The organism is Paracoccus sp. KKT209 (assembly GCF_055635455.1).
In genome coordinates this window covers 2,531,497-2,550,915 of the sequence record NZ_CM145758.1, presented here as the reverse complement: position 1 = coordinate 2,550,915, position 19,419 = coordinate 2,531,497, and the positions used below count along the sequence as shown (strand labels likewise).

The window sequence follows — 19,419 nt, the reverse complement described above, 5'->3', positions numbered from 1 at the left end:
CAGAACGTGCAGGAAATCGCCAACCTGCGCCCGAAGGAGACTGTCATGCCCGTCAAGAACCGCTTTGCCGAACTTCTGCCCGAAATCACCGCCTGGCGCCGCGACTTTCACGAACATCCCGAGTTGCTCTACGATGTTCACCGGACGGCGGAGCGGGTGGCCCAGCTGCTGCGCGACTTTGGCTGCGACGAGGTCGTCGAGGGGGTCGGCCGGACCGGCGTGGTGGGCGTGATCAAGGGAAAGAGCGACAGCCGCGGCCGCGTCGTAGGTCTGCGCGCGGACATGGACGCCCTGCCCATCATCGAGCAGACAGGCGTCGAATACGCCTCCAAGACGCCGGGCAAGATGCATGCCTGCGGCCATGACGGCCACACCGCCATGCTGCTGGGGGCGGCGAAATACCTGGCCGAGACCCGCAATTTCGACGGCACCGCGATCGTGATCTTCCAGCCCGCCGAGGAGGGCGGGGCCGGGGGCGAGGCGATGGTCAAGGACGGCCTGGTCGACCGCTGGAAGATCGACGAGTTCTACGGCATGCACAACATGCCCGGCATGCCCGTGGGCAGCTTTTCGATCCGTCCGGGCGCGATGATGGCGGCGGCCGACCAGTTCGACATCACCGTGACCGGCAAGGGCGGCCATGCCGCCAAGCCGCATGAATGCATCGACACGACGCTGACTGCCGCGCAGATCATCGTGGCCCTGCAATCGGTCGTGGCGCGCAACATCGACCCGCTGAAGAACGCGGTGATTTCCGTCTGCGTGGTCAGCACGGATTCGACGGCGCATAACGTGATCCCGCAGGTGGTCAAGCTGAAGGGCACCGCCCGCAGCCTGGCCCCCGAGGTTCGCGACCAGCTGGAGGAGGGGATCACCCGCGTTGCCACCAACATCGCCGCGGCGATGGGGGCCACCGCGCAGGTGGATTACCAGCGCGGCTATCCGGTCACGATGAACGACGCGCAGGCCACGGACTGGGCCGCCGACGTCGCGCGCCAGATCTCGGGCGATGTCGACATGGACATGCAGCCGATGATGGGCGGCGAGGATTTCAGCTATATGCTGAACGAACGACCCGGCGCCTATATCTGGGTCGGCAACGGCGACACGGCGATGGTCCACCACCCGGCCTACAACTTCAACGACGACGCGATCCCGGCCGGCTCCAGCTGGTATGCCGGCATGATCGAGGCGCGGATGCCGGCCGCCTGAGGCGGATGTCGCGCGACGCCCCTGTGCGGTCGCAAACGCGATTGTCAATCATGGACAATCGGTTGAAATGTCGGCTGCGCGGATCACGGATGCCGCGCACCGACAACAAGGGGACGACTGACGCATGAAAACCTATACGCTCCGCGTGACCTGCGCCTCGACCCGCGGCATCGTCGCGGCCATTTCGGGGTTCTTGGCCGAGGCCGAGTGCAACATCACCGACAGCGCCCAGTTCGATGATGTCGAGACGGGCCGCTTCTTCATGCGCGTCAGCTTCCAGTCGGAAGGCGCCGCCACGCTGGAAAGCCTGCGGGCCGGCTTTGCACCCATCGCCAAGCGCTTCGACATGGAAGTCGAGATCAACGACGACGCGGTGAAGAAGAAGGTGCTGATCATGGTCAGCCGCTTCGGGCACTGCCTGAACGACCTGCTGTACCGCTGGCGGATCGGCGCGCTGCCCATCGACATCGTGGGCGTGATCTCGAACCACCATGAATACCAGAAGGTCGTCGTGAACCACGACATCCCGTTCCACATGATCCGCGTCACGCCCGAGAACAAGGCCCAGGCCGAGGCGCAGCAGATGGAGATCATCGACCAGACCGGTGCTGAACTGGTCGTGCTGGCGCGCTACATGCAGGTGCTGTCCGACCGGATGTGCCAGCAGATGTCGGGGCGGATCATCAACATCCACCATTCGTTCCTGCCCAGCTTCAAGGGTGCCAACCCCTACAAGCAGGCCTATGAGCGCGGCGTGAAGCTGATCGGCGCCACCAGCCATTACGTGACCGCCGACCTGGACGAAGGCCCGATCATCGAGCAGGACACCGTCCGCGTGACCCATGCGCAGTCGCCCGGCGACTATGTGTCCCTGGGCCGCGACGTGGAGGCGCAGGTCCTGGCCCGCGCGGTCCATGCCCATATCCACGGCCGCGTGTTCCTGAACGCGTCCAAGACCGTCGTCTTCCCGCCCTCGCCGGGCAGCTATGTCAGCGAGCGGATGGGCTGAAGCATCACCTTTGCGGCCGGCTGTCAGCCGGCCGCACGGGCAGGCGCCGCGCGGTTCGCCGTGGGATCGGCGTGGATATTGGCCAGCGTCAGGGCCGTCCTGGCATCCGCCAAGGGCGCGAGGCGCGCAAAGCAGGGCGTCCGGGCACAGGTCTCCCACCAAGACCTGTAATGGCGGAAGAAGGCCGGGCTGATGATCTGGCGGGGTGTCAGGTGAACGATCCCCCGGCTGGCCGTCTGGCTGAGCCTGGCTATCTGCTGTTCCTGTTGCAGTGACAGGCGCAGGTTGAACGGCTTCGGGATGTTTCCGGCAAAATGCAGGACCGACGGCCGCATCTTCGGGACCCGCCCGGGAGAGCTGAAAAAGCGGAAGTTGTTCCGGTCATGCGCTTGCAGGTAATGGCTGCCATGGGTCAGCGAGAACAGTCCCTGGTCGCCGAAGGTCAATCCCATCTCGTCCCGCGCCCACCGGGCGACCTCGATGTAGCGATCGACCCCGAGTTGGTCCCGGCGCATTTTGGCCAGATTGATCACCATCACACCGCTGTTCATCACCCCTTTCGAGGCACGCAGGATCCTGGCCGCGGGGGCGCCATCCGCATGTGCCGCACGGGCCGGCTTGATGATGAGCGGGGGCAGCGACGGAACCTCGCGACAGGCAACCACGTATCGTCCCGCGAAGGGATGGTGGAGAAAGGGAACCAGGTCGTCTGTCACAAGCGTGTCCAGCGGGTCAAGGAAGATGACCCGCTGCAGATCGGCCGGAAGGTTAAGATGGGCGACGAACCACAGGAACCGCGCCCCGAAAGGCCGCCCGCCCAGCTTGCTGAGAAGAACGAATTGGTCACGGTCGGGCACCCGGACGAGATGCAGGCGAAGGTTGGGCAGCCCGTCGCAGAACGCGGTAAGCTCAGCCAGCTTTTCCGCCGCAAGGCCCAGATGCAGCAGCCAGAACTCGACCCGTTCCCGGGGATGAGTTTCCGACAGCGAGAGCAGCATCACCTGGAGGACATCCACCTCCGCACCGCCGAGGGCGGTCATCACGTCCAGGCGCGCTGGCTGCCGCCTGCCGCCATGCCTGCGCCCGAGATAGAGATCCATTCCCGCCGTCCAAGGACCGGGAAGGCGACCGTAAGCGCCCTTCAAGAGCTCGGGAAAAGATGAAACCGGCATGCATGACCACGGCAAACAGAAGCTCTCCGGCACCCTGTCACGGCACCGTTCGGGCGGCAAGCTGCAAGCCGGGCCACACCGGGCTTAGGCCTTGCACATGCACCCGGCGGTCAGGCCGCCGGATGCATGATCGCCTGTGGCCTTACTGCGGGATCTGGGCGGTGATGCCTTCGACGAAGAAGTCCATGCCCTGCAGGTCGGCGTCCGAGGCGGTCTCGCCCTCGGCCAGCCAGGGGGTGCCGTCCGCCTTGTTCAGCGGGCCGGTGAAGGGGTGGTACTCGCCCGCGCCGATGGCGTCGCGCAGCGCCTCGGCCTCGGCCTTGACCTCGGCGGGCACGGCGTCGGTGATCTCGCCGATGACGACCTCGCCCTCGCCGATGCCGGCCCAGCTGGAGCCGCTCTCCCAGGTGCCGTCCAGGACTTGGCCCACGCGCTTGAGGTAATAGGGCGACCATTCGTCGATGATCGACGCCACGCGGGGCGAGGGCTTGAAGGCGGCCATGTCGCTGGCCTGGCCAAAGCCGATGGCGCCGGCCTCCTGCGCCTTGGCCAGCGGCGCGGTCGAATCGGTGTGCTGCAGGATCACGTCCACGCCCTCGGCCAGCAGGGCCGATGCGGCCTCGGCCTCCTTGGCGGGGTCGAACCAGCTATAGGCCCAGACCACCTTCATCTCGACCTCGGGGTTCACCTTGCGGGCATGGATGAAGCTGGAGTTGATGCCCTGGATCACCTCGGGGATCGGGAAGGACCCGATATAGCCGATCTTGTTCGATTCCGTCATATGGCCCGCGATGGTGCCGATGACCGCGCGCCCCTCGTAGAAGCGGGCGTCGTAGGTGGCGACGTTCTCGGCCGTCTTGTAGCCCGTGGCATGTTCGAACTTCACGTCGGGGAACTTGGTGGCGACGTTCATCACCGGATCCATGAAGCCGAAGCTGGTCGCGAAGATCAGCTTGTTGCCGGCCAGTGCCAGCTGGGTCAGCGCGCGCTCGGCATCGGCACCTTCGGGGACGCTTTCGATGAAGGTGGTCTCGACGCGGTCGCCGTATTCGGCCTCGATCGCCTGGCGGGCCAGGTCGTGCTGATAGGTCCAGCCGCCGTCACCCACGGGACCGACATAGATGAAGCCGACCTTCAGCGGCTCGTCCTGCGCGAATGCTGGCGCGGCAAGCGCCATGACAAGGGCCGAGGCCGAGGCCAGAAGGGTTCTGCGATGCATATGTGTCATTCCTCTGTTGGAGCTGGGGAGTGGCTGCGTTTCATCGCAGCGCGTGGAAATTCGTGCCGAGCGATCCGGGCGCCGCGCCCCCCGCGCGGCGGCTGAACTTCTGCCGGGCCGATATCAGCACCAGCACGATGATCGTGGCAAGATAGGGGGCCATTGACAAAAGCTGCACGGGCACCGCGACCCCCGCCGCCTGAAGACGCAGCTGCAGCACGGTCACCCCGCCGAACAGCCAGGCCCCGGCCAGAACGCCCGCCGCCGTCCAGTTGGAAAAGACGACGATCGCCAGCGCGATCCAGCCCGCGCCCGCGGTCATGCCCTCGGTCCATTGCAGGACGGTCGCGATCGAGATGAAGGCGCCGCCCACGCCCGCCATGGCGCCGCCGAAGGCGATGGCGGCCAGGCGGGTCAGCCGGACATCATAGCCAAGGGCATGGGCGGCCTCGTGATTCTCGCCCACGCCGCGCAGGATCAGCCCCGCGCGCGAACGGTTCAGGAACCACCAGACCAGCGGCACCATCACCAGGCCCAGCCAGACGATCCAGTTGATCCGCAGGGGCCCCGCGGGCATCGGCGGCGCCTTGACCCCCTCGAAGGGCTTGCCGAACATCGCGGCCAGGCCCAGCCCGAACAGCGTCAGCGCCAGGCCCGAGGCGACCTGGTTGGCCAGGAAGACCTGGGTCAGGCAGGCGAACAGAAGCGAGATGGCGGCCCCCGCCAGCGCCGCGGCCAGAAAGCCTAGGAAGGGGTTGCCGCTGGCATAGGCGGCGGCAAAGCCCGCCAGCGCGCCGGTGATCATCATTCCCTCGACGCCCAGGTTCAGGACGCCGGCGCGTTCCACGACCAGCTCGCCCAGGGCCGCGAACAGGATCGGCGTCGCCGCCGCCACCAGCAGCAGAAAGACCGAAAGCGGATCGATCATCATGCGCTCACCCTCCGGCGGATCTGGAAGCGGGTCAGCAGGTCGAAGCCCAGAAGGAAGAACAGCAGCATCCCCTGGAACACCTGCACGCTGGCGGCGGGCAGCTGCATGGTCAGCTGCGCCAGCTCTCCGCCGATATAGGTCAGGGCCAGCAACAGGCCCGCCAGCAGGATGCCCACCGGGTGCAGCCGCCCCAGAAAGGCCACGATGATGGCGGTGAAGCCATAGCCCACGCCCAGCTTGTCGGTGATCTGGCCCGCGGGGCCCGCGACCTCGAACAATCCCGCCATGCCGGCCAGAGCGCCCGACAGCCCCAGGCAGAAGGCCACTAGCGCCTGCGGACGGACGCCGGCAAAGCGCGCCGCACGGGGCGCGATGCCGGCCGCGCGGATGTGAAAGCCGCGGATGTGGCGGCTCATCAGGAACCAGGTGGCCAGCACGGCCATGGCGGCCGCGACCACGCCCCAATGCGCGCCGGTCCCTGCGATCAGCTCGGGGTTGGCGGCGGCAGGATATTGCTGAAGGTTGCGCGAACCCGGAAAGCCGAAGCCTTCGGGGTTCTTCATCGGCCCGAAGGCCATCCAGGCCGCCACACGCTGCGCGACATAGACCAGCATCAGCGAGACCAGGATCTCGGAGGCGCCGAACCAGTTCCTGAGCAGCGCGGGGATCATGCCCCAGGCCCAGCCACCGGCCGCACCCGCCACGACCATCGCGGGAAAGATCCACATCCCTTCGGCCGGATAGGCGGCCAGCGCCACGGCGGCGCCGGTGATGCCGCCGATGATGTATTGCCCCTCGGCCCCGATGTTCCAGATGCCGGCGCGGAACCCGATCGCCAGGCCGCTGGCGATCAGGATCAGCGGCGCGGCCTTCACCAGCAGCTGCGGTCGGGAATAGGAGGCGGCGGGACCAAAGAGCGGGTCCCAGAAGATGGTGCGGATCGCCGCCAGCGGATCATGGCCCAGGGCCGCGAACAGCAGGCCGCCCACCACCATCGTGGCCAGGACCGCCATTACTGGCGTCGCGATCTGCCAGAAGCCGGAGGCCGACTGGCGGGGAACGAACTGGATCATATCCGGGCCTCCTCCATCCCGTGGGCGCCGCCCAGCATCAGGCCGATCCGGTCCAGCGTCAGTCCCTCGGTCGGGACGGGTTCGGACAGGCGGCCCTCGTTCAGTGCGCAGAAGCGGTCGGACAGTTCCAAAAGCTCATCCAGATCCTGAGAGATGACGATGACGCCGGCGCCCTGCCGGGCCAGGTCCAGCAGCGACTGGCGCACGGCGGCCGCGGCGCCCGCGTCCACCCCCCAGGTGGGCTGGTTCACGACCAGCACCCGGGGCGATTGCATGACCTCACGCCCGATCACGAATTTCTGCAGGTTGCCCCCCGACAGGGCCCGGGCGGGCGTACCGGGGCCGGGGGTGCGGACGTCAAAGCCTGCGATCACGTCCTCGGCATAGCGGCGCGCGGCGGCGTGGTCGATCAGGCCGCCGCGCACCAGCCCCTTGCGGGCGCCGGCGGTCAGCAGGGTGTTTTCGGTCAGGCTGAAATCGGGCACCGCAGCATGGCCCAGACGATCTTCGGGTGCGGACAGAAGGCCCGCGGCGCGGCGCGGTTCGGGCGGCTCGGCCGACAGGTCGCGCCCCTCCAGCGTCACGCTGCCCCTGGCGCTGCGCAGTTCGCCCGACAGGGCGGCCAGCAGTTCGTCCTGGCCATTGCCGGCGACGCCGCCGATGCCCAGGATCTCTCCGGCGCGCAGGGTCAGGTTCACGGATTTCAGCGACATGCCCTCGGCCGTCGGCGCCGGCAGGGCCAGGTCGCGCACCTGCAGCAGCACCGCGCCCGCGTCGCGTCCACTGCGGTCGACCATGCGCATCTCGCCGCCAACCATCATCGCGGCCAGTTCGCGGGCCGAATGGGCGCGGGGATCGCAGCTGTCGACCACGCGACCGTGGCGCAGGATCGTCGCGCGGTCGCAATGGGCGCGGATCTCGTCCAGCTTGTGGCTGATATAGAGGATCGCGGTGCCCTGGGCCGCCAGCTTGCGCAGGGTCGCGAACAACAGCTCGGCCTCCTGCGGGGTCAGGACGCTGGTGGGTTCGTCCATGATCAGCAGGCGCGGGTCCTGCAGCAGGCAGCGGATGATCTCGACCCGCTGGCGCTCGCCGGCCGACAGGGTGACGATGCGGCGGGCGGGGTTCAGCGGCAGGCCAAAATCGTGGCTGACCTTGGTGATGCGCGCCGACAGTTCGCGCCGCGGCGGCGGGTTCTCCATCCCCAGGGCGATGTTTTCGGCGACGGTCAGCGCGTCGAACAGGCTGAAATGCTGAAACACCATGGCCACGCCGGCAGCGCGCGCGGCGCGGGGGTCGTGGGGCGCATGGGGCGCGTCCCCCAGGAACATCCGGCCGTCGTCGGGCCGCACCAGGCCATAGATCATCTTGACCAGCGTCGACTTGCCCGCGCCGTTCTCGCCCAGCAGGGCGTGGATCTCGCCCGGTTGGACCGCAAAGGACACGTCGTCATTGGCGCGCACGCCGGGATAGGTTTTCCCAAGGCCCTCGGCCCGGAACACAGCTGCCGTCAACTCGGTCCCCTTGATTTTGTCCGGCCGGTCAAAACAAGCCTTACCGTCCTTTCCCCCTCGGGGGCAATTGCGCTGTTCGGTCATGCTGCGATACTGACAGTGCCATGGCCCCCAGATCCCCCCGATTCATCCACCTCCGCACACATTCCGAGCATTCGCTGCTGGAGGGCGCCATTCCCGTAGGCAAACTGCCCGCGCTTGCCGCCGAGGCGGGCATGCCGGCGGTCGCGCTGACCGACACGAATGCGATGTTCGCCGCGCTGGAGTTCAGCGTGAAGGCGCGCGACAAGGGCGTCCAGCCGATCGTCGGCTGCCAGATGACGTTGGCGGCGGATGCGACCGGACCGGTCGTCCTGCTGGCGCAGAACCAGGCGGGCTGGCTGAACCTGATGTCGCTGTCGACCTGCCTCTACCTGCGCGAAGGGGGCGCCCTGCCGCATGTGACCGTCGATGAACTGTGCGAGCGGTCCGAAGGGCTGATCTGCCTGACCGGCGGCGCGACCGGGCCCCTGGGCCTGCTGATCGCGCAGGGGCAGCCGGACAAGGCGGGGGCGCTGGCCGCCCGGCTGGCCCAGGCCTTTCCGACCCGCCTTTACGTCGAATTGCAGCGCCATCCCGGCGAGAACGGCCAGCTGATGGCGGCCGAGGCCGCATCGGAATCCGGGCTGATCGACCTGGCCTATGGGATGGACCTGCCGCTGGTCGCCACCAACGACGTCTATTTCCCCAAGACCACCATGTACGAGGCGCATGACGCGCTGATCTGCATCGCCGAAAAAGCCTATGTCGACCAGTCGCAGCCCCGCCGCCGCCTGACGCCGCAGCATTACTTCAAGTCGCCCGAGGAGATGGCCGTCCTGTTCGCGGACCTGCCCGAGGCGATCGAGAACACCGTGGAAATCGCCCGCCGCTGCGCCTTTGCCGTGGCCAAGCATGCGCCGATCCTGCCGAAATTCGCCGATGACGAGGTGGCCGAACTGCGCCGCCAAGCCCGCGCGGGGCTGGAGGACCGGCTGAAGGTCATTCCCCATGCCGTCAGCGTCGAGGAATATCACGCCCGCCTGGATTTCGAGCTGGGCATCATCGAGCAGATGGGCTTTCCGGGCTATTTCCTGATCGTCGCCGACTTCATCCGCTGGGCCAAGGACCATCACATCCCCGTGGGACCCGGGCGCGGGTCGGGGGCAGGGTCGCTGGTCGCCTATGCGCTGACCATCACCGACCTTGATCCGCTGCGCTATTCGCTGCTGTTCGAACGCTTCCTGAACCCGGAACGGGTCAGCATGCCGGATTTCGACATCGACTTCTGCATGGACCGCCGGGAAGAGGTGATCCGCTATGTGCAGGGCCGATACGGCGCCGACAAGGTGGGCCAGATCATCACTTTCGGCGCGCTCTTGTCCAAGGCGGCGGTGCGCGACGTCGGCCGGGTGCTGCAGCTGCCGTTCGGCCAGGTGGACCGCCTGTCCAAGATGATTCCGGTCGAGGGCGTGAAACCCGTCAGCATCACCAAGGCCCGCGCCGAGGAACCCCGCCTGCGCGAGGCCGCGCGCGAGGAGGTTGTCAAGCGCCTGCTGGACTATGCCGAACAGCTGGAGGGGCTTTATCGCAACGCCTCGACCCATGCGGCGGGGGTGGTGATCGGAGACCGGCCGCTGGACCGGCTGGTGCCGCTTTATCGCGATCCGGCCTCCGACATGCCGGCGACGCAGTTCAACATGAAATGGGTGGAACAGGCTGGTCTGGTCAAGTTCGACTTCCTGGGCCTGAAGACGCTGACCGTCATCCAGAACGCGGTGGACCTGATCAACGGGGGCGGGCGCCCGCTGCATGTCGCGGCCGACGGGCGGCAGCTTTATGATCCCGCGCCGGGGACGGAGAACCAGATCAACCTGATCCCGCTGGACGACACTGTCAGCTATGACCTCTTTGCCAGCGCGCGCACGGTCGCGGTGTTCCAGGTGGAATCCTCGGGGATGATGGACGCGCTGCGTCGGATGAAGCCCACCCGCATCGAGGATATCGTGGCGCTGGTCGCGCTCTATCGTCCCGGCCCGATGGAGAACATCCCGGTCTATTGCGACGTGAAGAACGGCGTCCGCGCGCTGGAATCGATCTATCCGACCATCGACCACATCCTGGCCGAGACGCAGGGCATCATCGTCTATCAGGAACAGGTGATGCAGATCGCCCAGGTAATGGCGGGCTATTCGCTGGGCGGCGCCGACCTCTTGCGCCGCGCCATGGGCAAGAAGATCGCGGCCGAGATGGCCAAAGAACGCCCCAAGTTCGTCAAGGGCTCGGTCGCCAACGGGGTGCCCGAGAAGAAGGCCGGCGAGGTCTTTGACCTGCTGGAAAAATTCGCCAATTACGGCTTCAACAAATCCCATGCGGCGGCCTATGCCGTCGTCAGCTATCAGACCGCCTGGCTGAAAGCGAACCACCCGGTCGAGTTCATGGCCGCAGTGATGAACTGCGACATCCACCTCACCGACAAGCTGGCCATCTACAAACGCGAATGCGACCGCATGGGGATCGAGATCGTGCCCCCCTGCGTCAACCGTTCGGCCCCGACCTTTACCGTGGGCAAGGGGCGCATCCACTATGCGCTGGGTGCGCTGAAGGGCGTGGGCCTGGACGCGATGCGGCTGATCCACGAGGCGCGGGGCGACACGCCCTTCCGCGACATCCACGACCTGGCCCGCCGCGTCGACATGAAGCGCGTGGGCAAGCGCCCGCTGGAGATGCTGGCCCGGGCCGGCGCCTTTGACGTGCTGGACGACAATCGCGCGCGGGTGATGAAGTCGCTGGACGCGCTCTGCGCCTGGTCGGCGGCGGTGCAGGAACAGGCGGCCTCCAGCCAGACCTCGCTGTTCGGCGGCGGAGAGGACCTACCGCCGCCCCGTCCGCCCCTGACCGGGATCTGGCTGCCCGCCGAAAAGCTGGGCGAGGAGCACAAGGCCGTGGGCTTTTACCTGTCGGGCCATCCGCTGGACGATTACATCCCCGCCCTTCGCCGCAAGAAGGTCCAGACCCTGGCCGAGATCAGCCAGGAGGCCCTGCGCGGCCCCCTGGTTGCGCAGATCGCCGGGACGGTCGCCGCCAGGATGGAACGCAAGTCCGCCAAGGGCACGCAATATGCCTTTGTCAGCCTGTCCGACCCGACCGGCCTTTATGAGGTCACAGTCTTTTCGGACCTGCTCAACGCTTCGCGCGACAAGCTGGAGCCCGGCCAGAACGTGGTCCTGCAGGTCAAGGTCGAGCCATCGGGTGACCAGGTGAAGATGCTGGCCAATTCGGTCGCGGCGCTGGAGGATGCCGTGGCCGATGCGGGCGCGGGCTGCCTGGCGGTCGAGATGCAGGGCGCCGACACGATCCCCCGCCTGGTCGAGGTGCTGTCCCGCATCCGCACCCAGATCGTCGTCCCGCCCCGGTCCCGCGGTCCGATCCGCCTGCGCCTGCGCGAAGGTGACGAGCTGATCGAGATCGAGGTGGCAAACGACGCGCCCCTGACCACCCCAGCCCGCCAGGCCCTGCGCGCGGTTCCGGGCGTTCTTGACGTCATCGAGGAATGATCCCGGCTTCTTCGTTGCCCAAATACCCCTGCCCGGTCCCGACATGCCCCTAGCCAGATGTTCGCGCTTCGTGCTAACACTTGGAAAAAAGAGGGCAGCATGAAGGTCTTGGGCATCGACCCCGGCTTGCGGAACATGGGATGGGGCGTGATCGAGGTCGACGGCCCCCGCATCCGTCACGTGGCCAACGGCGTGATCCACTCGGACGGGGCGCAGGATCTGGGCGCGCGCCTCTCGGTCCTGTTCCGCGGCCTCTGCGCCGTCATCATCACCCATTCGCCCGACGAGGCGGCGGTCGAGCAGACCTTTGTCAACAAGGACGCGACCGGCACGTTGAAGCTGGGGCAGGCGCGGGGCGTGGCCCTGCTGGCGCCGGCCGAGGCGGGGATCGCGGTGGGGGAATATGCGCCCAACGCGGTCAAGAAGACCGTCGTCGGCGTCGGCCATGCGGGCAAGGAACAGGTCCAGCACATGGTCCGCGTGCAGTTGCCGGGCGTGCGCTTCGAAAGCGCCGATGCCGCGGATGCCCTGGCGATCGCGATCTGCCATGCCCGCCACCTGCAGTCGCGGACCCTGCGCGTGGCCCAGCCCAAGCGGGGCGTGGCATGATCGGCCGTATCGCAGGTGTGATCCTGCACCGGGCCCGCGACCACGTGCTGATCGACGTGCGGGGCGTTGGCTACATCATCCATGTCAGCGAACGGACGGCGGCGGGGCTGCCGCCGGTGGGTCAGGCAGCGGCGCTTTATACCGAACTGCTGGTCCGCGAGGATCTGCTGCAGCTGTTCGGCTTTCCCACCATGCTGGAAAAGGAATGGCACCGCCTGCTGACTTCGGTGCAGGGCGTGGGGGCCAAGGTGTCGCTGGCGATCCTGAGCACGCTCGGCCCCGAGGGTCTGGGGCGGGCCATCGCGCTTGGCGACTGGTCGTCGGTGCGCAAGGCGAACGGGGTGGGACCCAAGCTGGCGCAGCGTGTGGTGCTGGAGTTGAAGGACAAGGCGCCCTCGGTCATGGCACTTGGCGGCGCGCTGACGGTCGACGCGGGGGACGTGGCCGCGGGCGGGAATGCGGACGGGCCGGGCTTCGAGCCCGGCCCGTCCGCCGCCTCTGCGGGGGGCCCGATGCCCCCCGCAGAGGCGCGCCAGGCCTCGGAGGGCGCGCGCGCAGGGCAGGCGATGGCCGATGCGCTGTCGGCGCTGACCAATCTGGGCTATGGTCCATCCGAGGCGGCGGGTGCCGTGGCCGAGGCGCAGGCGCGGGAACCGGGCGCCGCCATGCCGGCGTTGATCCGCGCGGCGCTGCGATTGCTGGCGCCCAAGGATTGAGCGGGGAGTTCACCATGCAGGGGAACATCAAGGTCTTCATGCTGATGGCCGCGCTGACCGCGCTGGTCATGGCCCTGGGGTGGATGCTGGGCGGATCGGGTGGCGCATTGATCGCGATGCTGATCGCGGGGGGCATGAACTTCTTCAGCTACTGGAACAGCGACAAGATGGTCCTGCGCCAGCAGGGCGCGGTCGAGCTGTCGCCGGCACAGGGCGGTGATCTTTATGCGCTGACCGCCGACCTGGCGCGGCGGGCCGAATTGCCGATGCCCAAGCTTTACCTCCTGCCGACCGAGCAGCCCAATGCCTTCGCCACGGGCCGCAATCCGGAAAACGCGGCCGTCGCGGTCACACAGGGCCTGATGCGCGCGCTGAGCCGCGATGAACTAGCCGGCGTCATCGCCCATGAACTGGCCCATATCAAGCATCGCGACACCCTGACCATGACCGTCACCGCGACGATGGCAGGGGCCATCGCCATGATGGGCAACATGATGCTGTTCACCGGTGGCCGCGAGGGGCGGGGCGGCGCCCTTGGCAGCATCCTGGCGATGATCCTGGCCCCCATGGCGGCCATGATGGTGCAGATGGCGATCTCCCGCGCGCGGGAATACGAGGCCGACGCCACCGGCGCTGCGATCTGCGGCCAGCCGCGCGCGCTGGCATCGGCCCTGCAGCGGATCGCTGCGGCGGCGGGACGCACCGTCAACCTGCCGGCCGAGAAGAACCCGGCCGCCGCCTCGATGTTCATCATCAACCCGCTGCACGCGCTGCGGGCGGACAAGCTGTTTTCCACCCATCCCCCGACCGAGGAGCGCATCGCCCGGCTGATGGCGCTGGACGGACGCGCTGCGGCCCCCGCGGCCACTGCACCCTCGCGCATTCCCCGCAGCGGCGGGCCGCGTACCCCCTGGGGCCGCGGATGAGCCAGTCGGATCCCGTCCTGCGCCCCGAAAAGATGGACAGCGACAGCGAGGATCGCGCGCTGCGCCCGCAGAACCTGTCGGAATTCGTGGGCCAGGCCGAGGCGCGCGCCAACCTGAAGGTCTTCATCGAAAGCGCCAAGATGCGCGGCAAGGCGATGGACCACACGCTGTTCTTCGGCCCGCCGGGCCTGGGCAAGACCACCCTGGCACAGATCATGGCGCGCGAACTGGGGGTCAATTTCCGCATGACCTCGGGGCCGGTCATTGCGCGGGCAGGGGACCTGGCGGCGATCCTGACCAACCTCGAGGCCCGCGACGTCCTCTTCATCGACGAGATCCACCGCATGAACCCGGCGGTCGAGGAGGTCCTGTACCCGGCGATGGAGGATTTCGAGCTGGACCTGGTGATCGGTGAAGGCCCCGCCGCCCGCACCGTGCGGATCGAGTTGCAGCCCTTTACCCTGGTCGGGGCGACGACCCGCCTCGGCCTGCTGACCACGCCGCTGCGCGACCGCTTCGGCATCCCGACGCGCCTGCAGTTCTATGAGATCGCCGAACTGGACCTGATCGTGCAGCGCGGGGCGCGCCTGATGGGGATCAGCGCCGACCCCGAAGGCACGATGGAGATCGCCCGCCGCGCCCGCGGCACGCCCCGCATCGCCGGTCGCCTGCTGCGCCGCGTGGTCGATTTCGCGCTGGTCGAGGGCAACGGCCGCCTGACCCGCGAGATCGCGGACATCGCGCTGACGCGGCTTGGCGTTGACGACCTGGGGCTGGACGGGGCCGACCGGCGCTATCTGATGCTGATGGCCGAACATTACGGCGGCGGGCCGGTGGGGGTCGAGACGCTGTCGGCCGCCCTGTCGGAAAGCCGGGACGCCATCGAGGAGGTGATCGAGCCCTATCTGCTGCAGCAGGGCCTGATCGCACGGACGCCACGCGGGCGGATGCTGGCCGCACGCGCCTGGCGCCACCTGGGGCTGGATGCGCCGGTGCAGCCGGGGCAGGCGACGCTGTTCGACGTCTGATTGCGTCTGATTGCGTCCGGCGCCGACTGGCCCTAGCCTAGCGCGCATGAGCCATGACCTGACCCTGCGCGTTTACTATGAGGACACCGATCTTGCCGGGATCGTCTATTACGCCAACTACCTGAAATTCATCGAACGCGGGCGGTCGGAATGGCTGCGCGCTCTTGGCATCGACCAGCTGGCGATGCAGCAGGCGACGGGCCATGTCTTTGCCGTGCGGAGGCTCGAGGCCGATTACCTGCGGCCCGCCCGCTTTGACGACCTGCTGACCGTGACGACCGACCTGGCGCAGGCCAGCCCAGCCCGCATCGGGGTGGACCAGCAGGTGCGGCGGGGGGAGCAGCTGCTGTTCACCGCCCGCGTCACCATCGCCTGCCTGGACGGGCGAGGGCGCCCGGCCCGGCTGCCCGCCGCGCTGAAGGAGGCCCTGCATGGCTGAGCGGCGCATCGCCATGTGGTCCGGGCCGCGCAACCTGTCCACCGCCATGATGCGCAGCTTTGGCGCGCGGGGAGACTGCGCCTGCGTGGACGAGCCCTTTTACGCCCATTACCTGCTGCAGACCGGCCTGCCGCATCCGATGCGCGACGAGGTGATCGCCAGCCAGCCCGGCGACTGGCGCGATGTCCTGCCCGGCCTGACCACCCGTCCGTGGGGGCGCCCGCTGCAGTACCAGAAGCACATGGTCCAGCATATGCTGCCGGGCATGGACCTGGACTGGACCGGGGCCCTGACCAATGTCTTCCTGATTCGCGAACCCGAGCGGGTGGCGGCGTCCTTTGCCATGAAACGGGGCCTGCCTGATCCGGCCGAACTGGGCTTTGATCGCCAGTGGCAGATGTTCCAGCAGATGTCGGCCCGCGGCGACAGGCCTGTGGTGATCGACAGCGCCGACATCCGCCGCGATCCGGCCCGTGCGCTGCAGGCGCTGTGCGCCGCCATCGACATCCCCTGGACGCCCGCGATGCTGGCGTGGAGCCACGGTCCGCACGAACATGACGGGGTCTGGGGGGCGGTGTGGTACGATGCGGTGAACCGCTCGACCGGCTTTGGCGAACCCGAGGGGCCGCTGCCGCAACTGGAGGCGCCGCTGAGCGCCCTTGCGGCGGCCCTGCGCCCCTCGTACGAGGCGATTGCGGCATATCGGCTGCGCTTTCCGTAAAAGTGACGCCATTGTGTTGCGCGGGGGGATGAAACCCTTGACCTGAACGCGATAAAAGGCGCGCAACGCCGGCTGTCCCGGACAGCCAATGGCCATGATGATGAGGCAGTGAAGATGGAACCCATGCAGGCCGGCCAGGCCATCGATTTTTCGGCCGTTGCGCTGTTCTTGCGCTCGTCCCTGACGGTTCAGGTGGTGATGGTCATGCTGATCGCGGCCTCGTTCTGGGCCTGGGCGATCATCGTGCAGAAGTTCATGGTCTTTGCGCAGGCCCGCAAGGAGGCCGCGCGTTTCGACCGGTCCTTCTGGTCCGGAGAGCCGCTGGACGACCTTTATGACCGGCTTGGCGACCGTCCCAAGGGCGCCTCCGAACGGATCTTTGCCGCCGGCATGACCGAATGGCGCCGCAGCCATCGCGACGACGGGCGGCTGATCCCCGGCGGCATCAGCCGCATCGACCGCGCCATGAATGTCGCCATCCAGCGCGAGGAGGGGCGCCTGTTCCGGGGCCTATCCTTCCTGGCGACCGTGGGCTCCACCGCGCCCTTCATCGGTCTTTTCGGAACGGTCTGGGGCATCAAGACCGCCTTCGAGGGGATTGCGCTGAGCCAGGACACCAGCCTGGCCGTCGTGGCCCCCGGCATTGCCGAGGCGCTGCTGGCCACGGCCCTGGGCCTGGTCGCCGCCATCCCGGCCGTTGTCTTCTACAACAAGCTGTCGGGCGATGCGGAGCGCGTGGTCAACGGGTGGGAGGCGTTCTCGGACGAGTTCTCGACGCTGCTCTCGCGCCAGATGGACGAGGCCTGAGCCATGGGATCCTCGGTCGTCAAGCGGGTCAGGACCAAGGGACGCAGGCGCAACCTGCCCATGTCCGAGATCAACGTCACGCCCTTCGTGGACGTGATGCTGGTGCTGCTGATCATCTTCATGGTGGCAGCCCCGCTGATGACGGCGGGCGTGCCGCTGAACCTGCCGCAGACCGCCGCCAACGCGGTCCCGACCGAGCAGGAGGAGCCGCTGGTCATCTCGATCCCGGCCGAGGGCGCGATGCTGGTCATGGACCAGCCCGTCGATGACGGCCAGGTTGTCCCGACGCTGCGCGCGGTGCTGGCCGAACGTCAATCGGCGCGGGTCTTCCTGCGCGCGGACGGTGCCATTCCCTATTCCCGCGTGGTCCAGATCATGGGCGCTCTGAACGCCGCCGGCATCACCGACATCGTGCTGGTCACCGAAACCGGCGGCCCCCGCATGGACGGCTAGGCCATGGATGATCGCGAAGGTCGCATCGGATACTGGATCTCGGGGGTCGCGCATGGGGCGCTGATCCTCTGGGCGGTGCTGGGCGGTGCGCTGTTCCGCCCGCAGCCCGGCCCGCCGGTGCGGACGACGCAGGTCTCGACCATCAGCGGCGCCGAGTTCGAAGCCCTGGCCGCGGCCGCGCGCGGGGCGGGGCCGGTCGGTGCCGAGGCCACGGCCGTGGCCAGCCTGCCCAACCCGATGCCCGTGACCGACGATGCGGCCGCCCCCCCGGCCGATGCCGCGCCGCCGGCCACGGTCGATGCGGGCGAGCTGGCCCAGCCCGAGACGGCCGAGGCAGTGCCAGACCTCAGTGACTTTGCCCCGGTGGCGCCGGTGGATGTCGAGACCGACCTTCCCGACGCGCCCCGGAACCAGACCGAGGCCGCCGATGCCGCGCCCCCTCGCTCAGCGCAGCCCGATGCGCCCGTGGCCGAGGCGCAGCCTGCACAGCCGCAGGCGCCCGTCGCGGATGCCGCGGCCGTGGCCGTCGCGCCCCGATCGGCGCTGGCCTTGGACGCCTCGCCGCGCCCGCAGGACCGTCCGGCGGGATTGGTCGAGAATCGCAACCGCAGGTTGGCCGAAGCTGCCGCCGCCGAAGCCGCGCGAGTGGCCGCGGCGCAGGCCGCCGCGGAGCAGGCCGCGGCCGAGGAAGCCGCCCGCGAACAGGCGGCCCGTCAGGCTGCAGCCGATGCCCAGGCCCGCGAGGACGCGGCCCGACAGGCTGTGGCCGCCGAAGCCGCGCAGGCCGCCGAGCGAGCCGCGTCCGAACGTGCTGCCGAGGAGCGTCGTGCGGCGGAAGCCGAGGCCGCCGGGCGTGAGGCCGAAGAACGCCGGGCAGCGGAGGCACGCGCCGAAGAGGAACAGCGCGCCGCTGAAGCGCAGGCCGAGGACGAGCGCCGCGCCGCCGAGGCACGTGCGGCTGAGCGTGAGGCTGAGGAACGCCGCGCGGCGGAGGCGCGCGCCGAAGAGGAACGCCGGGCCGCCGAAGCGCAGGCCGAGGAAGAGCGTCGCGCCGCCGAGGCACGTGCGGCCGAGCGTGAGGCCGAGGAACGCCGGGCGGCGGAGGCGCGCGCCGAAGAGGAACGTCGTGCCGCCGAGGCTCAGGCCGAGGAAGAGCGTCGCGCGGCCGAAGCACGTGCGGCCGAGCGCGAGGCCGAGGAACGCCGCGCAGCGGAGGCGCGCGCCGCAGAGGAACGTCGCGCCGCTGAGGCTCAGGCCGAGAACGAGCGTCGCGCCGCCGAAGCGCGCGAGGAGGCTGATCGGAGAGCTGCCGCCGAGCAGGCCGCACGGGATGCCGCCGACCGGCAGGCGCTGGAGGATGCGCTGCGCGAGGCCCAGCAGGGTCAGGCGGGTGCCGAGGGCACCGATACCGCCTCGACCGGCGATACGGAGGGGGGCCAGCGCCAGATGATCGAGGGCGGAAGTGGCGCTTCGGCGGGGCTCGACCCGCTGGCGGCGGCACTGGCCGGCGCCATGGCGGGCACGGAAGCGGGCGAGGCCGAGAACAACTTTTCCGGACCTCCCGCCGACATGATGCGGCTGACGCCGGGCACTGATCCGCTGCAGGTCCCGCGTGGCGCGGCCGACCTGCCGATGGGCGAGCCGCTGTCCCTGGCGGAACGCGAGGGGCTGCGCTTTGCCATCCAGAACTGCTGGAACGTGGGGGCGCTGTCGGTCGAGGCGTCGCGGATGACGGTCTCGGTCGGCTTTTCGCTGTCGCCGGACGGGGTGCCCGATCAGAACAGCCTGCGCCTCGCCGGCTATCAGGGCGGGTCCGAAGCCGGCGCCCAGCAGGCCTTCGAAGTCGCCCGCCGCGCGATCCTGATGTGCGGGCGCGCAGGCTTTGACATGCCGGCGTCCAAATACGGGCGCTGGCGCGATGTCGTGGTCGATTTCCGGCCCGACGGGCTGCAACTGCAATGACGACTTTCCGGGAAGCCCGCCTTTTGCTTTCCCCCGACCCGAGGTAATGACGA

General features: G+C 68.5%; 17 protein-coding genes. 12 read left to right on the top strand and 5 right to left on the bottom strand.

All coding sequences use genetic code 11. From position 1 onward, the window contains the following. Positions 1-45: 45 nt before the first annotated feature. Positions 46-1,212 carry a M20 aminoacylase family protein gene (locus tag ACZ2G3_RS12620; protein ID WP_470396387.1) on the top strand — a complete coding sequence of 389 codons (1,167 nt, stop codon included), beginning with the start codon at positions 46-48 and terminating at the stop codon, positions 1,210-1,212. 124 nt (positions 1,213-1,336) lie between these two features. After that, positions 1,337-2,221, top strand: coding sequence for a formyltetrahydrofolate deformylase (purU, locus tag ACZ2G3_RS12615; RefSeq protein ID WP_419270571.1), 885 nt, complete (start codon positions 1,337-1,339; stop codon positions 2,219-2,221). A gap of 23 nt (positions 2,222-2,244) precedes the next feature. Here purU and ACZ2G3_RS12610 read toward each other — a convergent pair whose 3' ends face one another. From ACZ2G3_RS12610 to ACZ2G3_RS12590, 5 genes are all read right to left on the bottom strand, one after another. Continuing rightward, positions 2,245-3,261, bottom strand: a complete 1,017-nt coding sequence (locus ACZ2G3_RS12610; RefSeq protein ID WP_470396386.1) for a glycosyltransferase family 8 protein — start codon at positions 3,259-3,261, stop codon at positions 2,245-2,247. A gap of 274 nt (positions 3,262-3,535) precedes the next feature. Then, entirely contained in the window at positions 3,536-4,612 is a 1,077-nt protein-coding gene (locus ACZ2G3_RS12605) for a BMP family ABC transporter substrate-binding protein (RefSeq protein WP_470396385.1), read from the bottom strand. A 40-nt stretch (positions 4,613-4,652) separates the two neighbouring features. Continuing rightward, the gene (locus ACZ2G3_RS12600) at positions 4,653-5,543 is read right to left on the bottom strand and encodes an ABC transporter permease (RefSeq protein ID WP_470396384.1); all 891 of its coding nucleotides are present in this window, start codon (positions 5,541-5,543) and stop codon (positions 4,653-4,655) included. Beyond that, positions 5,540-6,616 carry an ABC transporter permease gene (locus ACZ2G3_RS12595; RefSeq protein WP_470396383.1) on the bottom strand — a complete coding sequence of 359 codons (1,077 nt, stop codon included), beginning with the start codon at positions 6,614-6,616 and terminating at the stop codon, positions 5,540-5,542. The genes ACZ2G3_RS12600 and ACZ2G3_RS12595 overlap by 4 nt, the downstream gene beginning before the upstream one ends. Continuing rightward, positions 6,613-8,130, bottom strand: coding sequence for an ABC transporter ATP-binding protein (locus tag ACZ2G3_RS12590; protein WP_470396382.1), 1,518 nt, complete (start codon positions 8,128-8,130; stop codon positions 6,613-6,615). The genes ACZ2G3_RS12595 and ACZ2G3_RS12590 overlap by 4 nt, the downstream gene beginning before the upstream one ends. A gap of 104 nt (positions 8,131-8,234) precedes the next feature. Between ACZ2G3_RS12590 and dnaE the strand changes: the two genes are divergently transcribed. The 10 genes from dnaE to ACZ2G3_RS12540 all read left to right on the top strand — a co-directional run bounded on the left by dnaE (position 8,235) and on the right by ACZ2G3_RS12540 (position 19,366). Further along, on the top strand, positions 8,235-11,705 hold the full coding sequence (dnaE, locus tag ACZ2G3_RS12585; RefSeq protein ID WP_470396381.1) for a DNA polymerase III subunit alpha: 3,471 nt from the start codon (positions 8,235-8,237) through the stop codon (positions 11,703-11,705). Positions 11,706-11,804: 99 nt separating this feature from the next. After that, complete coding sequence (gene ruvC / locus ACZ2G3_RS12580; protein WP_419270585.1) at positions 11,805-12,314, top strand: crossover junction endodeoxyribonuclease RuvC; 510 nt, start codon at positions 11,805-11,807, stop codon at positions 12,312-12,314. After that, the gene (gene ruvA, locus ACZ2G3_RS12575) at positions 12,311-13,030 is read left to right on the top strand and encodes a Holliday junction branch migration protein RuvA (RefSeq protein ID WP_470396380.1); all 720 of its coding nucleotides are present in this window, start codon (positions 12,311-12,313) and stop codon (positions 13,028-13,030) included. The genes ruvC and ruvA overlap by 4 nt, the downstream gene beginning before the upstream one ends. Before the next feature lie 14 nt (positions 13,031-13,044). Beyond that, positions 13,045-13,956: a zinc metalloprotease HtpX gene (htpX, locus tag ACZ2G3_RS12570; protein WP_470396379.1), complete on the top strand. Its 912-nt coding sequence runs from the start codon at positions 13,045-13,047 to the stop codon at positions 13,954-13,956. Continuing rightward, positions 13,953-14,984 (top strand): Holliday junction branch migration DNA helicase RuvB, encoded by a 1,032-nt coding sequence (gene ruvB / locus ACZ2G3_RS12565; RefSeq protein WP_419270591.1) that lies wholly within the window; start codon positions 13,953-13,955, stop codon positions 14,982-14,984. Before htpX ends, ruvB begins: the two co-directional genes overlap by 4 nt. A 46-nt stretch (positions 14,985-15,030) precedes the next feature. Beyond that, entirely contained in the window at positions 15,031-15,423 is a 393-nt protein-coding gene (gene ybgC, locus ACZ2G3_RS12560; RefSeq protein ID WP_470396378.1) for a tol-pal system-associated acyl-CoA thioesterase, read from the top strand. After that, on the top strand, positions 15,416-16,144 hold the full coding sequence (locus ACZ2G3_RS12555) for a sulfotransferase-like domain-containing protein (RefSeq protein WP_470396377.1): 729 nt from the start codon (positions 15,416-15,418) through the stop codon (positions 16,142-16,144). The genes ybgC and ACZ2G3_RS12555 overlap by 8 nt, the downstream gene beginning before the upstream one ends. Before the next feature lie 114 nt (positions 16,145-16,258). Then, complete coding sequence (tolQ, locus tag ACZ2G3_RS12550) at positions 16,259-16,951, top strand: protein TolQ (RefSeq protein ID WP_419270597.1); 693 nt, start codon at positions 16,259-16,261, stop codon at positions 16,949-16,951. A 3-nt stretch (positions 16,952-16,954) separates the two neighbouring features. After that, positions 16,955-17,404: an ExbD/TolR family protein gene (locus tag ACZ2G3_RS12545; protein WP_470396376.1), complete on the top strand. Its 450-nt coding sequence runs from the start codon at positions 16,955-16,957 to the stop codon at positions 17,402-17,404. A gap of 3 nt (positions 17,405-17,407) precedes the next feature. Further along, on the top strand, positions 17,408-19,366 hold the full coding sequence (locus ACZ2G3_RS12540) for a hypothetical protein (protein WP_470396375.1): 1,959 nt from the start codon (positions 17,408-17,410) through the stop codon (positions 19,364-19,366). Positions 19,367-19,419: the final 53 nt, after the last annotated feature.